The 12611-nt window shown below is 33.2% G+C and carries 13 protein-coding genes; 6 read left to right on the top strand and 7 right to left on the bottom strand.

Features of this window, described 5'->3' with window-relative positions; translation table 11 throughout:
- Nucleotides 1–34: 34 nt before the first annotated feature.
- Nucleotides 35–1399 carry a saccharopine dehydrogenase family protein gene (locus ACRBBL_RS23000; RefSeq protein WP_431371446.1) on the bottom strand — a complete coding sequence of 455 codons (1365 nt, stop codon included), beginning with the start codon at nucleotides 1397–1399 and terminating at the stop codon, nucleotides 35–37.
- A gap of 90 nt (nucleotides 1400–1489) precedes the next feature.
- Between ACRBBL_RS23000 and ACRBBL_RS22995 the strand changes: the two genes are divergently transcribed.
- Together ACRBBL_RS22995 and pckA are read left to right on the top strand one after the other, a co-directional pair.
- Nucleotides 1490–1888, top strand: a complete 399-nt coding sequence (locus ACRBBL_RS22995) for a DUF423 domain-containing protein (RefSeq protein WP_431371445.1) — start codon at nucleotides 1490–1492, stop codon at nucleotides 1886–1888.
- A 129-nt stretch (nucleotides 1889–2017) separates the two neighbouring features.
- Nucleotides 2018–3616, top strand: a complete 1599-nt coding sequence (gene pckA / locus ACRBBL_RS22990; RefSeq protein ID WP_431371444.1) for a phosphoenolpyruvate carboxykinase (ATP) — start codon at nucleotides 2018–2020, stop codon at nucleotides 3614–3616.
- A gap of 87 nt (nucleotides 3617–3703) precedes the next feature.
- Here the strand turns inward: pckA and ACRBBL_RS22985 are convergent, their stop codons facing one another.
- On the bottom strand, nucleotides 3704–4450 hold the full coding sequence (locus ACRBBL_RS22985; protein WP_431371443.1) for a uroporphyrinogen-III synthase: 747 nt from the start codon (nucleotides 4448–4450) through the stop codon (nucleotides 3704–3706).
- Nucleotides 4451–4474: 24 nt separating this feature from the next.
- Complete coding sequence (locus ACRBBL_RS22980; RefSeq protein ID WP_431371442.1) at nucleotides 4475–5134, bottom strand: DUF4271 domain-containing protein; 660 nt, start codon at nucleotides 5132–5134, stop codon at nucleotides 4475–4477.
- 273 nt (nucleotides 5135–5407) lie between these two features.
- On the opposite strand from ACRBBL_RS22980, the gene ACRBBL_RS22975 reads away from it, so the two are divergent.
- The 3 genes from ACRBBL_RS22975 to ACRBBL_RS22965 are packed head-to-tail and all read left to right on the top strand — an operon-like array spanning nucleotide 5408 to nucleotide 7936.
- The gene (locus ACRBBL_RS22975; protein WP_431371441.1) at nucleotides 5408–6145 is read left to right on the top strand and encodes a polyprenol monophosphomannose synthase; all 738 of its coding nucleotides are present in this window, start codon (nucleotides 5408–5410) and stop codon (nucleotides 6143–6145) included.
- A complete protein-coding gene (locus ACRBBL_RS22970) occupies nucleotides 6138–7472 on the top strand; it encodes a dihydroorotase (RefSeq protein ID WP_431371440.1) in 1335 nt (444 codons plus the stop codon). The genes ACRBBL_RS22975 and ACRBBL_RS22970 overlap by 8 nt, the downstream gene beginning before the upstream one ends.
- Nucleotides 7472–7936 (top strand): DUF4296 domain-containing protein, encoded by a 465-nt coding sequence (locus tag ACRBBL_RS22965; RefSeq protein ID WP_431371439.1) that lies wholly within the window; start codon nucleotides 7472–7474, stop codon nucleotides 7934–7936. The genes ACRBBL_RS22970 and ACRBBL_RS22965 overlap by 1 nt, the downstream gene beginning before the upstream one ends.
- A 7-nt stretch (nucleotides 7937–7943) precedes the next feature.
- On the opposite strand, the gene ACRBBL_RS22960 is transcribed toward ACRBBL_RS22965, so the two are convergent.
- A complete protein-coding gene (locus ACRBBL_RS22960) occupies nucleotides 7944–8552 on the bottom strand; it encodes a hypothetical protein (RefSeq protein WP_431371438.1) in 609 nt (202 codons plus the stop codon).
- A 14-nt stretch (nucleotides 8553–8566) separates the two neighbouring features.
- Nucleotides 8567–9577, bottom strand: coding sequence for an NAD-dependent epimerase/dehydratase family protein (locus tag ACRBBL_RS22955; RefSeq protein WP_431371437.1), 1011 nt, complete (start codon nucleotides 9575–9577; stop codon nucleotides 8567–8569).
- A 65-nt stretch (nucleotides 9578–9642) separates the two neighbouring features.
- Between ACRBBL_RS22955 and tyrS the strand changes: the two genes are divergently transcribed.
- Nucleotides 9643–10944, top strand: a complete 1302-nt coding sequence (tyrS, locus tag ACRBBL_RS22950; protein ID WP_431371436.1) for a tyrosine--tRNA ligase — start codon at nucleotides 9643–9645, stop codon at nucleotides 10942–10944.
- A 185-nt stretch (nucleotides 10945–11129) separates the two neighbouring features.
- Here tyrS and ACRBBL_RS22945 read toward each other — a convergent pair whose 3' ends face one another.
- Nucleotides 11130–11564, bottom strand: a complete 435-nt coding sequence (locus tag ACRBBL_RS22945) for a hypothetical protein (protein ID WP_431371435.1) — start codon at nucleotides 11562–11564, stop codon at nucleotides 11130–11132.
- Between the two features lie 409 nt (nucleotides 11565–11973).
- Nucleotides 11974–12468 (bottom strand): hypothetical protein, encoded by a 495-nt coding sequence (locus ACRBBL_RS22940; protein WP_431371434.1) that lies wholly within the window; start codon nucleotides 12466–12468, stop codon nucleotides 11974–11976.
- Between the last annotated feature and the right edge of the window lie 143 nt (nucleotides 12469–12611).

Genomic DNA, 12611 nt, shown 5'->3' with positions numbered 1-12611 from the left:
AACAATCAACAATCAACAATCGAAAATCCAAAGCCTACATATTATCATGGTCATATCCAAAATAAGGAACTTCCTCTTCTTTAAATATAACTCCGTAATCTTCCAATTCCTTTAAAATTGGCGTGTATACTTCTTTGGTAATTGGCAATTGTACACCAGGTGTGTTAATTTCGCCATTCAATATCTTTAAAGCTGCAATTGCTACAGGTAAACCAACTGTTTTTGCCATTGCGGTATATGTTTGATCTTCACCTAAAATTACCATTTTAGAATCAATTTGATATTTTTTGCCAGCTTTCTCATAACCAAACTTATGATACATAACAATCATGTCTTTATCATTTGGTGCAAGTGTCCAGCTATCCATCAATATTTTTTGTAAAATTTGAGCTGGTGTAGCATTTTCTAAACCTACTTTTTTCTTCGGATTAAAAATATCTAGCTCCAACAACTTCTCCCAAAGTGTATCATCTTGATCGATCTTTAAATTGTGACGCATTTTCAATTCTACAGAATCTGTTGGACTGTATGGTAAAAACGAGTTCACAAAATCGCGATAGCTCATTTCGGCAGAGTTTTCAATAGTATAGCTATCATCTGTCATTCCTAAGATTACAAACATTTGCCATGCTCTTGAAAATCCTACTCTTCGAATAGTTCCACGGTATAAGGTTAAAATATCATCCAAACCGTATACGCTTCTATATTTTAACGAATCGCGATTAGCATAGGCTTCAAACTTTCCGTAACCTTCTACGCTCAAAAATTCCGTTCTGCGGAATAATCGGTTGTATGGAATGTATTTATATGTGCCTTCTTGAATAAATTTTGCGGTTCCGCCTTGTCCAGCTAAAACAACATTTCTAGGGTTCCATGTAAACTTATAGTTCCATAAGTTGGTATCACTCTCTGGAGCGACTAATCCGCCTGTAAATGACTCAAACAAAATCATTTTTCCGTCATTATCACGAATACGATCAATCACTTCCATGGCGCTCATGTGGTCAATTCCAGGATCAACACCAATTTCGTTCATGAATACCAAGCCTTTTTCTTTTACGGCTTCGTCAAGTGCTTGCATTTCTTTACTGATGTATGAAGCAGTTACCATGTTTTTACCGAAATGAACACAATCTTTAGCGACTTCAATATGAAAACGCGCAGGTAGCATTGAAATAACGATAGACGCTTTTTCGACAGCTTCTTTTCGACTTTCTGCATTAAAAACATCTAACAAAATAGCAGAAGCATTTTCATGATTTCCAACTAGTTTTTGTGCATTTTCAATGTTGATATCTCCAACAGTTATATGTAAATTTTCAGTATGACTTTTATCTAAAAAATATTTAATGAGGTATGAAGCAGATTTTCCTGCGCCAATAATTAAAATGTTTCGCATATGTGGGTTTTGTTGCGTAATTTTGTAAAAACACAAATATAACACGAATGTAGCAAAATGTTACATTTATAAAAATAACTTCGCAATTTTATGAGAAAAAAAATATTGATTACAGGTGCAATCTTAGGTTGCTTGGCAGTTATTTTAGGAGCTTTTGGAGCGCATGGACTCAAAAAAGTATTGAGTGTAGACCAAATTTCTTCGTTTGAAACAGGTGTGCGTTACCAAATGTATCATGCGTTTTTATTGTTGGTTGTTGGAATTTCTGGGTTTATCTCACCTAAAATGCAACGATTAATCTATGTGTTTGTATTGTGGGGAACTATACTTTTCTCAGGTTCTATTTACCTTTTAGTAACTAAAGATGTAACTTCTATAGATATCAGCTCAGTAGGTTTTATAACGCCGATTGGCGGAGTTTTATTGATTGTTGGATGGTTGCTTCTTATCGTTAGTTTCTTTAGGTTGAAAATAGATAAAACAACCTAAAATTGTGGTATTATTAAAAATGAGGCTACATTTTTTAATTTAAGCAGATAAAATCGCTTTAAAATGTGGTATCTATAAAAATATTTATACTTTTGCTCTTTACAAAAAACACAACAAGAGTTAAAAGTTATGACGAATAACACCTTCTCAACGAAAACGATTTCGTTAAATCAATACGGAATTAAAGATGCGAAAGCGCACTACCAACTTTCCTCAGACCAATTACATGACGAAACTATACAAAAGGGACAAGGAGTTGAAACTTCTTTTGGAGCTATCACTGTAAATACAGGAGAGTTTACTGGAAGATCACCTAAAGACCGATTTATAGTAAAAGACAGCATAACAGAAGATAGAGTTTGGTGGGGAGACATCAATATTCCTTTTGAACCAGCTGCTTTTGATAAGTTGTATGATAAAGTTGTTGATTATTTATCAGAAAAAGAAGTATATGTGCGTGATGCATATGCTTGTGCTGACGAAAATTACAAGCTAAATATTCGTGTCGTAAACGAGTATCCATGGAGTAATATGTTTTCTTACAACATGTTTTTGCGTCCAACAGAAGCAGAATTGAACGGTTTTGAAGAAGAATGGCTTATTGTAAATGCACCTGGCTTTATGGCTAACCCTGAAGTTGATGGAACGCGCCAACATAACTTTGCTATTTTGAACTTTGAAAAGAAAATTGCACTTATTGGAGGAACTGGTTATACAGGAGAAATCAAAAAAGGAATTTTCTCTGCGTTGAATTTTATTTTACCAGTATTCAAAAATACATTGCCAATGCACTGTAGTGCAAATGTTGGTAAAGATGGTGATACTGCTATTTTCTTCGGATTGTCGGGAACAGGAAAAACGACGTTATCAGCAGATCCAGAACGTAAGTTAATTGGTGATGATGAACACGGTTGGACAAACGAAAATACAGTCTTTAATTTTGAAGGTGGTTGCTACGCAAAAGCAATCGATCTAAGTGAAGAAAAAGAACCAGAAATTTATCACGCAATTAAAAAAGGAGCAATTCTTGAAAACGTTGTGTTAGATGAAAATAAAAATGTAGATTTTGCGGATACTTCTATTACACAAAATACACGTGTAAGTTATCCAATTTATCATATCGAAAATATTCAAGTACCATCTATAGGTAAAAATCCTAAAAACATTTTCTTTTTAACAGCAGATGCTTTTGGTGTGTTACCTCCAATTTCAAAATTAACACCAGGACAAGCAGCGTACCATTTTATTTCTGGATATACAGCAAAAGTTGCTGGAACAGAAGCTGGAATCAATGAGCCTGTGCCAAGTTTCTCTGCGTGTTTTGGAGCGCCTTTTATGCCGTTGCACCCAACTAAGTATGCAGAAATGCTAAGTGAGAAAATGCAAGAAGCTGGTGTAAATGTTTGGTTAGTGAATACAGGATGGACTGGTGGACCTTACGGAACAGGAAGACGTATGAAATTAAAATATACGCGTGCTATGATTAGTGCGGCATTAGAAGGAAAGTTAAATGCTGTAGACTATCAAACGCATCCAATTTTTGGATTGGCAATGCCAAAAGATTGTCCAAATGTTCCAAATGAAGTATTAAATCCAATTGATACATGGGAAAGTGCAGACGCATACAATGCAAAAGCTTCTGAATTATCGAACTCATTCAAACAAAACTTTGCACAGTTTTCAGCATATGCAAATGAAGAAATTCTGGCTGGTGGCCCAATAAGCTAACTAGTTTAAACGATAACAACCCAAAAACAAAAAAAGCGTATATCTGTAATGGATATACGCTTTTTTAAATTATGTATACGAAAGTAATTATTTCTTATTTACTTCGTCAATGTATTTTGCTAGTGCCATTGTCATTGATGGCGTTTCTGGTGTTGGAGCTTTGATATCTACTCTTAAACCTGCTTCTGTTGTTGCTTTTACGGTTGTATTTCCAAAAACGGCAATACGGGTGTCATTTTGCTCAAAGTCTGGGAAATTAGCTAATAATGATTTAATTCCTGATGGACTAAAGAACACTAAAATGTCATAATACACATTGCGTAAATCTGATAGGTCACTTACAACGGTTTTGTAAAACACACCGCGTTCCCATGTTACATTCAATGAATCTAGTGTGGTTGGAATGATGGCCTTTAATGCATCAGAAGATGGTAACAAGAATGATTCGTCCTTATATTTTTTAATAAGAGGAGACAATTCTTGAAATGTACGCTTACCAACATAAATTTTACGTTTTCTGTATACTACATACTTCTGTAAATAGTAAGCTACTGCTTCTGACTGACAAAAGTATTTCATTGTATCAGGCACTTTGAAGCGCATTTCTTCTGCCACTCTAAAAAAGTGATCAACCGCATTTCTACTAGTTAAGATGATAGCAGTGAACTTTGTCAAATCTATCTTTTGGTGACGTACATCTCTTGCACTAACACCTTCAACGTGGATAAACGGCCTAAAATCGATTTTTACCTTTTGCTTATCAATAAGCCTCGAGTAAGGTGAGTTCTCAATTTTTGGTTCCGGTTGAGAAACTAAAATGGTTTTTACTTTCATAAACCTAAATTTTTATATGTCGCGTTATTCAATTAATAATTTATAGATAACTAAATAAGGGGCAATTTCAAGTGCGCAAAGATACAAAATAAAATAAAACAACTTGCTGATTATCAATTTTTGATAATTCTTTAGTAGAAAAAATAATACAATGAGATTATAAGATAGAAATATAAAAATTACTGAGAAAAATATAACATTATTCTTATAATCGTAGTATACAAGCACTAAGTTTATGGGAATCAAGAATAAACCAAAGAGGTTTCTAGCGTTAATTTTATGAAAGTTATACGCATTTATATACGGTTCAATATCTAAAATAACCGCCATAATTTTTTCAATAATGTACCTAATTACAATGAAAAACATCATAAATGAGATGATTTTTACAAATAAATATGGCGCATTAATTAAGTGAGGACGAAAAAAAACAACGGCAATATATCCGAAAATAGAAAACGAAATTACTTGTACAAAAAACAAAATAGAAGTAAATCCGTTAATGATGTTTTCTTGCTTAGATTCTACTTGAGTCTGATACTTATTAGAGAAAAGGAATCCTAAAAATAAAGAAAGTTTTTTCTGAAATGCAAAACGTGTTATTACAAGCAAACACAAAGTTGTTACAAATAATAGTGTGAGCCAATCTTTAGAAATTATAGTTCTTTCAATAGTAGATAACATTTGGTAAAATTAACAAGTATGTTAAATAATACATAAAAATTTAGGACAAAATAATTTAGTGAGCCTCAAAACTTATAATTTGTTTACTTTTGTTGTATCAAGTAAGCTTTAAAATGATTGATGTAAAATTTGAATTATAGTTTCTTTAGATGAAATAGAAAATATAAGCATAGCCTTAGTTACGGTTCTGTTTTATATTGAAAATATAAAGGAAATAGAAACAAATTTATCGGTTATTTTAAAGTTTATTTGGTATTATCTTAATTTTAGAAAATGTCAGACGCAATTGTAGTCATACCAACGTATAACGAAATTGATAATATAGAAGCCATTATTGAAGCAGTTTTTGCTCAAGAAAAGGCGTTCCATGTTTTGATTGTAGACGACAATTCTCCTGACGGAACGCACAAAAAAGTCATTGAACTTCAAGAAAAATACCCAACCCAGCTATTTTTAGAAGTACGAGAAGCCAAAACAGGTTTGGGAACGGCTTATATTCATGGTTTTCGATGGGCATTGGAACGCGATTACGAATATATTTTTGAAATGGATGCTGATTTTTCACACAATCCATCAGATTTAACTCGTTTGTTAGCGGCTTGCCAAGAAGAAGGCGCAGATGTCGCTATTGGTTCACGTTATGTAAAAGGTGTGAATGTGGTTAACTGGCCAATGAATCGTGTATTGATGTCGTATTTTGCTTCAAAATATGTACGCTTCATCACAGGAATTCGTATTCATGATACTACTGCCGGATTTATTTGCTATCGTAGAAAAGTACTAGAAACAATTGGTTTAGATAACATCCGATTTGTAGGATATGCGTTTCAAATTGAACTTAAATTTAAAGCATGGAAACTCGGTTTCAATATCAAAGAAGTTTCGGTTATTTTTACCGATAGAACTAAAGGAGAATCTAAAATGGACAGCTCTATATTTTCGGAAGCTGTTTTTGGAATTATAAAGATGAAAGTTAGAAGTATGTTTACTAAAACAAAACGCAATGCATAAAATACTACTAAAAAACGCACAAATTGTTAGTGAAGACGCAGTACAAACTGCCGATATTTTAATTGAAGGCGAACGAATTGCAAAAATTGGCACAAATCTTTCAGACGTAGTCGATGAGGTTATCGATATCGCAGGAAAGCATGTTTTTCCAGGTGTAATTGATGATCAAGTGCATTTTAGAGAGCCTGGATTGACTCATAAAGCAAATATTGGAACTGAATCGAGAGCAGCAATAGCAGGCGGAATTACATCTTTTGTAGAAATGCCAAATACAAATCCGCAAACAACTACCATTGAGAAGTTTCAGGAAAAGCTAGACATTGCTAAAGAAACATCATTTGCTAACTATTCGTTTATGTTTGGTGGAACGAATGATAATTTAGACGAAATCTTAAAAGTTGACACAACACAAGTTGCTGGGTTAAAATTATTTTTAGGTTCTTCCACAGGAAATATGTTGGTTGATGATGCTGCAGTTTTAGAAAAAATATTCTCAAGTACAGATATGGTTATTTCTGTACATTGTGAAGATGAAGGAACAATTAGAAAGAATTTAGCCGAATATAAAGAGAAATACGGAGACGATATTCCAATTGAATATCACCCAATTATACGAAGTGAAGAAGCTTGTTATATTTCTTCTTCAAGAGCAATTGAACTTGCAAAGAAAACTGGAGCGCGTTTGCATGTTTTTCACTTATCTACAGGAAAAGAAACGGCTTTGTTTGACAATTCGATTCCGTTAGAAGAGAAGAAAATTACAGCAGAAGTATGTATTCATCATTTATGGTTTTCGGATGAAAATTACAAAGAAAAAGGAACGCATATCAAATGGAATCCTGCGGTAAAAACAGCGAGCGACAGAGATCAATTATGGGAAGCTTTGTTAGATGACAGAATTGATGTTATTGCTACCGATCATGCACCACATACATTAGAAGAAAAAAACAATCCATATACAAAAGCACCTTCTGGCGGACCATTAGTGCAACACGCATTAAATGCCATGATTCAGATGCATAAACAAGGTAAAATCTCTCTAGAAAAAATTGTTCAAAAAATGTGTCACAATCCAGCGCGATTGTTTCAAGTAAAAGACAGAGGTTTTATTAAAGAAGGATATTACGCAGATTTAGTAGTGGTCGATTTAGAAAAATCATACACAGTTACCAGAGATAATGTACTATACAAATGTGGTTGGTCTCCGTTTGAAGGCGTAACGCTTGATAGCACTGTTACACATACATTTCTAAACGGAAATTTAGCGTACAGAGAAGGAACATTTTCTGAAAAACGCCACGGAAAACAATTAGAATTTAACAGATAATGAACAGATATATAGCATTCATACTAATTGTAGTACTCACTATAGTTTCTTGTGAAGAAGAAGCTGTGCCAAAGCCTAGCAATTTATTGTCAAAAGAGAAAATGGCAGAAATTCTATACGACATAACTTTGGTGAACTCCATTAAAGGAGTGAACAAAAAGAAGTTGGAAGATAGTTATATGCATTTAGACACGTATTTATACAAAAAGCACGATACGGATAGCCTGCAATTTGTAGATAGCAATAATTATTACGCAGCAAACCCAACAGTGTACAGTGAAATTTATGGTATTGTACAAGCCAGATTAACTAAAGAACGTAAAGATGTTGGAAAAGAACTAGAAGCTGAGCAAAAACGTAGGGATTCCATTCAAAAAGCTAAAAAATTAGCACGCAAAAATAAAAACAAAGATTCTGTTGCAAAACCAAAACCTAAATTTGGAAAAGCGGAGAATGATGGATAATAATTTTTTAATGAACGGATAATACTTTTGTATTCATATTATATTTTTCCATTCTAACATTGCTACTAAACCATCCATGCCAACCAAAAATGACACTTTTTGTTAATTGTTTTTTCAAATTATAAGGATCTTTGCTGAAATCGATGAAGATTATGAATAATTTTTTCTCTCCATTTTCGATATATCCAATATATTGACGGTCAAATTTTGGAAGCCTTTTAGCTTCGATAACAACCCACTTCATTATATCCGAATATTCTTTTTGCTTATTAATTTTTTGGTCACCATAAATTTGTTTATTCCTAGTATACACTTGTTCGTAAACAAACCTTCTATTGGCTTCTAAATATTGTTTTTGGATCTCTATTTCTGCATTTTTTACTTCCTCTATAGAAGGTGTGAATCTGTTGCTTTTAGATTGATTACCAGTAAGGTTGCTTTCATATCCAGATGGAAAAATGACTCCAGTACTTTTTTTGAGCTTAATTATTTGAATATCTTTTTTTATTTCATCAGAAATAGGATTTATGACCATTCCATAACTTTCTCCAGATTTTGAACTTCTACAGGCGGTTGCTACAATTAGAATTAAAAGTACATTAATACACTTTTTCATATATAGTAATTCAATTAACTATTTTTATATCGCTCACTCACACGCGCAATAGTTTCTTCCATCGGTGTAAACGTAAAGTTCAATGCCTCTTGAATCTTACTACTATCAAAAAATGTTTGTGATTGAATTGATTTTGAAGTCGATCGTGTCAATCTGCGGTGTTTTCCTGTAAAAAATTGTCGCCACCAATCCATTCGCCAAGCAATTCCTAACAAAAAGGAACTGGCTTCTTTCTTAGGAGGTTTTACATTCAATGCTTTTGCGGTGGTTTTGGAAAACTTTTCTACCGTCCAATTTTCGGCAACGAGAATAAAACGTTCGTTTTTAATATTGCTATTCATCAGTTGAATCATCACAGAAACGACATCAACAACATCAACATAGCTTAAAATTCCTTTGGTGTAATATTTTAATCCTTTATCAATTTGTCTAAATAACGAGCCACTTCCGCCACCGCGCCAAAATCCAGCACCCAAAATAATAGCAGGATTTACAATCACCATATCCAAACCTTCTTGCGAACCGCGCCAAACTTCCATTTCCGAACCGTATTTTGAAATGGCGTATACACTATTGTCAATTTCTGCGTTCCAATGGGTTTCTTCGGTAATAGGAACGCTAGGATCTGTATTTTCTCCTATGGCAGCAACCGAGCTTACAAAGCAGAATTTTTTCACGCCGTACGCAATGGATAAATTCACCATATTAGCAGTTCCTTCAATATTTATTTTGCGAAGATTTTCAAACAATTTCGGATCAAATGTAATCAAAGCAGCTATATGATACACGTGCGTAACGTCAGGAAATACCTTTTCCAACGAAGGAACATCGGTCACATCAGCTTTTAACCATTCAATCTTATCAAAATGAGTTGTAACATCATCAAAATAATAACCAAATACATTTTTAACGGATTCCAGCTTTTCGGACGTTCTGTAAATTGCTCGAATGCGCGTTTCTGTTTGTACTAAATGTGCTAATAAATGCGCACCAACCAATCCTGTTCCACCAGTTACTAATATCATGCTACTAAAATAAACTTTTTTCTTTTCACTTTTATATCTTTGCGGAGCTTAAAAAGAATATACAGATGAATAGCAATTTAGTAGAAGAATTACGTTGGAGAGGAATGATACATGATATCATGCCAGGAACAGAAGAACAATTAAATAAAGAAATGACGACTGCGTATATCGGATTTGACCCAACATCCGATTCTTTACACATTGGAAGTATGGTGCCTATTATTTTATTAATGCATTTGTATAAGTCTGGACATAAGCCAATTGCATTGGTTGGTGGTGCAACTGGAATGATTGGTGATCCATCAGGAAAGTCAGACGAGCGTAATTTGCTAACAGAAGATATTTTAAATCATAATGTTGCTGGAATCAAACGTGTATTGTCTCGCTTTTTAGATTTTAATTCGAACGAAGAGAATGCGCCAATTTTAGTAAACAACTACGATTGGATGAAAAATTTCTCTTTTATCGATTTTGCACGTGATGTTGGAAAACGAATTACGGTAAATTATATGATGGCGAAAGATTCTGTAAAAAAACGTGTTTCGAGTGAAGGTGCTGGAATGTCGTTTACAGAGTTTACATACCAACTGATTCAAGGATACGATTTTTACCATTTACATAAAGAGCATAACTGTTTGTTACAAATGGGTGGATCGGATCAATGGGGAAATATTACCACAGGAACCGAATTGGTGCGTAGAATGAACACAGAAGAAGCTGCAAAAGCATACGCAATGACCTGTCCGTTAATTACCAAAGCCGATGGTTCTAAATTTGGAAAAACGGCTGGCGGAAATATTTGGCTAGATGCGGATAAAACATCAGTATTCAGATTTTACCAATTTTGGTTGAATGCTTCGGATGCAGATGCAGAAAAATACATTAAAATCTTTACGTTTTTAGATAAAGAAACTGTTGAAGCGTTAATTGCAGAACATACAGAAACACCACATTTACGAGTTTTACAAAAACGTTTAGCTGAAGAAGTAACAACGTTAGTGCATAGTAAAGAAGATTTAGAAAATGCAAAAAAGGCTACAAATATTCTATTTGGGAAATCAACAGCAGAAGATTTTAAACAACTAGATGAAAAAATATTATTAGAAGTTTTTGAAGGTGTGCCGCAAGCAGAGATTGATCGCGCTGATATTGAAGAAGGTTTGGATATGATTGCTGCATTATCTGCAAAAACGAACTTCTTAAATTCAAACGGAGATGCGCGTAGAGCGTTGAAAGAAAACTCGGTTTCAGTAAATAAAACGAAAGTTAAAGAAGATTATAAAATCACAACAGACGATTTGATTAATGATAAGTTTGTAACGATTCAACGTGGAAGAAAGAGGAATTTCTTGTTGATAGTTAAATAGACTTTTTAGACACGCTTTCACTTCGATTTCGCTCAATGTGAAAGCTGTTAGATCGTTTCACTCTTAGATTGTTAGACAGTTTCATACAATATTTGATTTTTTGTTTGAAACTTTATTGATGCGTTTTCATATTAGCGAATTTATAGAAATTCGCTTTTCCCTACAATGAATTATAACTATTGTAGTTACTCGTCATTTTTAGAACTATTTATGTAAATGATAGTTGGGTTTTCTCCATCACTATTTCGTTTGGAACGTCCATAAATACCTATAGTTATGTCGTTAGGCGAGTTCGTTTCAAGTTCAGAAGGGTTAACGTATGTGTACATTCCATATCCGTGTCCAGAAACAATCCAACCTTCGGTTTTCTTAAGAGATATTACATTAAAATCTCCTGCAGCTCCGCCAGCGTAAACAGGACCGAATTCTTTCATTAATTTTATTGCTTCATCCTCAATGTTGTCAATTTGATTGATATCATCAAATATTATGTAGGTTCCATTTTTAAATAATACCCAATCTTTAAACTTAGGACTTATTGAGAGTTTAACATTTTCTACTAATGATTTAGGTGTCACTTCTTTCTTTTTGGTTTCAATTTTTGACTCTTTGCTCTTCATTTTATTTACACAACTAATTAAAATTAAGGAACTTAAAAGTGCTATGAGTAGTATGCGCATTTTGGATTTTAATTAGTTGTAATGTCTGTAATAATTGAATCTCTATTATTACTAGGTCAGCTTTTAAGAGCTTAATTATTTTAAAACTACAATTTTCTCACTCAAAGTCAAAATCATTTAATTTTAAAACACGACTAAAAGTAAGAATGCCGAAGCAATCTATTTCTTTTGATTGATAATTTTTGTTTGAAGGCAATTGATGCATTAGCGAATTTTCGTATTAGATTAGGTGCACTTAGCAATTAGATTATTAGACTTGTTTGATACATCATTGCGATGAAATAATCTATTGATTGTGAACTAGAGCTGTATTTGCTTTGGCTTTAGGAATTCTATAATTCAACTGGTATTATTTTTGGCTAGCAATTTTTTTATTCAAATTGTGCAGATATCCTATTTGGAGTCTACTCCAACTGCTAGACATGAATTCTGTTGTATAGGTAGTATTTGTTTTTCGATCATAAATAAAGAATTTCTTAACATCAGGGTTATCATCAAAAAAATATTTACCTTCTGGATCTAAGAGTGTATATTCGAATCCAAAAACATATCTATATTTTGATATATCTTGATATTTTTTATTGTTTTTGAATTCTCTTTTTCGTAGAAAAATGTAATTGCCTTTATAGATGTTACGAACGTTTCTTTTCATGTAACGATTGTATGATCCGTGGTACATTAAAAAAATCATAGTGGTATTTTCCTTGCCTAAATCAGGTGGAATTGCGCCACTTTCTTCGGTAATAAGCCTTTTGGCTTCATCCGTGACCAATGTAGCACAAGAATTAAATAGGAAAATAATACTGAATATTGGAAGTAAAAGTGCTAATTGTATTCGCTTCATTTTGTAATGATTTAATTGCAAGTTACATAATTCTATAAAGGAGCATTAATGCTTTTGTTGCGAATTTATAAATTGTATACAAAATAAATAAACCCTGAATATTGAGTAGTAGGAACAATATTCAGGGCTTTTTTTGCTTATTA

Origin of the sequence: Kordia sp., from assembly GCF_050633145.1 — a bacterium.
GTDB lineage: Bacteria > Bacteroidota > Bacteroidia > Flavobacteriales > Flavobacteriaceae > Kordia.
The sequence above is the reverse complement of the archived record's forward strand: the minus strand, read 5'-3'. Positions and strand labels throughout refer to the sequence as shown.

Excerpts from the sequence above, each read along its gene's own strand:
- ACRBBL_RS23000 (WP_431371446.1), bottom strand. The coding sequence starts at position 1,399 with ATGCGAAACATTTTAATTATTGGCGCAGGAAAATCTGCTTCATACCTC.
- ACRBBL_RS22970 (WP_431371440.1), top strand. The coding sequence starts at position 6,138 with ATGCATAAAATACTACTAAAAAACGCACAAATTGTTAGTGAAGACGCA.
- ACRBBL_RS22995 (WP_431371445.1), top strand. The coding sequence starts at position 1,490 with ATGAGAAAAAAAATATTGATTACAGGTGCAATCTTAGGTTGCTTGGCA.
- ACRBBL_RS22960 (WP_431371438.1), bottom strand. The coding sequence starts at position 8,552 with ATGAAAAAGTGTATTAATGTACTTTTAATTCTAATTGTAGCAACCGCC.
- ACRBBL_RS22940 (WP_431371434.1), bottom strand. The coding sequence starts at position 12,468 with ATGAAGCGAATACAATTAGCACTTTTACTTCCAATATTCAGTATTATT.
- ACRBBL_RS22955 (WP_431371437.1), bottom strand. The coding sequence starts at position 9,577 with ATGATATTAGTAACTGGTGGAACAGGATTGGTTGGTGCGCATTTATTA.
- ACRBBL_RS22945 (WP_431371435.1), bottom strand. The coding sequence starts at position 11,564 with ATGAAGAGCAAAGAGTCAAAAATTGAAACCAAAAAGAAAGAAGTGACA.
- tyrS (WP_431371436.1), top strand. The coding sequence starts at position 9,643 with ATGAATAGCAATTTAGTAGAAGAATTACGTTGGAGAGGAATGATACAT.
- ACRBBL_RS22975 (WP_431371441.1), top strand. The coding sequence starts at position 5,408 with ATGTCAGACGCAATTGTAGTCATACCAACGTATAACGAAATTGATAAT.
- ACRBBL_RS22980 (WP_431371442.1), bottom strand. The coding sequence starts at position 5,134 with ATGTTATCTACTATTGAAAGAACTATAATTTCTAAAGATTGGCTCACA.
- ACRBBL_RS22965 (WP_431371439.1), top strand. The coding sequence starts at position 7,472 with ATGAACAGATATATAGCATTCATACTAATTGTAGTACTCACTATAGTT.
- pckA (WP_431371444.1), top strand. The coding sequence starts at position 2,018 with ATGACGAATAACACCTTCTCAACGAAAACGATTTCGTTAAATCAATAC.
- ACRBBL_RS22985 (WP_431371443.1), bottom strand. The coding sequence starts at position 4,450 with ATGAAAGTAAAAACCATTTTAGTTTCTCAACCGGAACCAAAAATTGAG.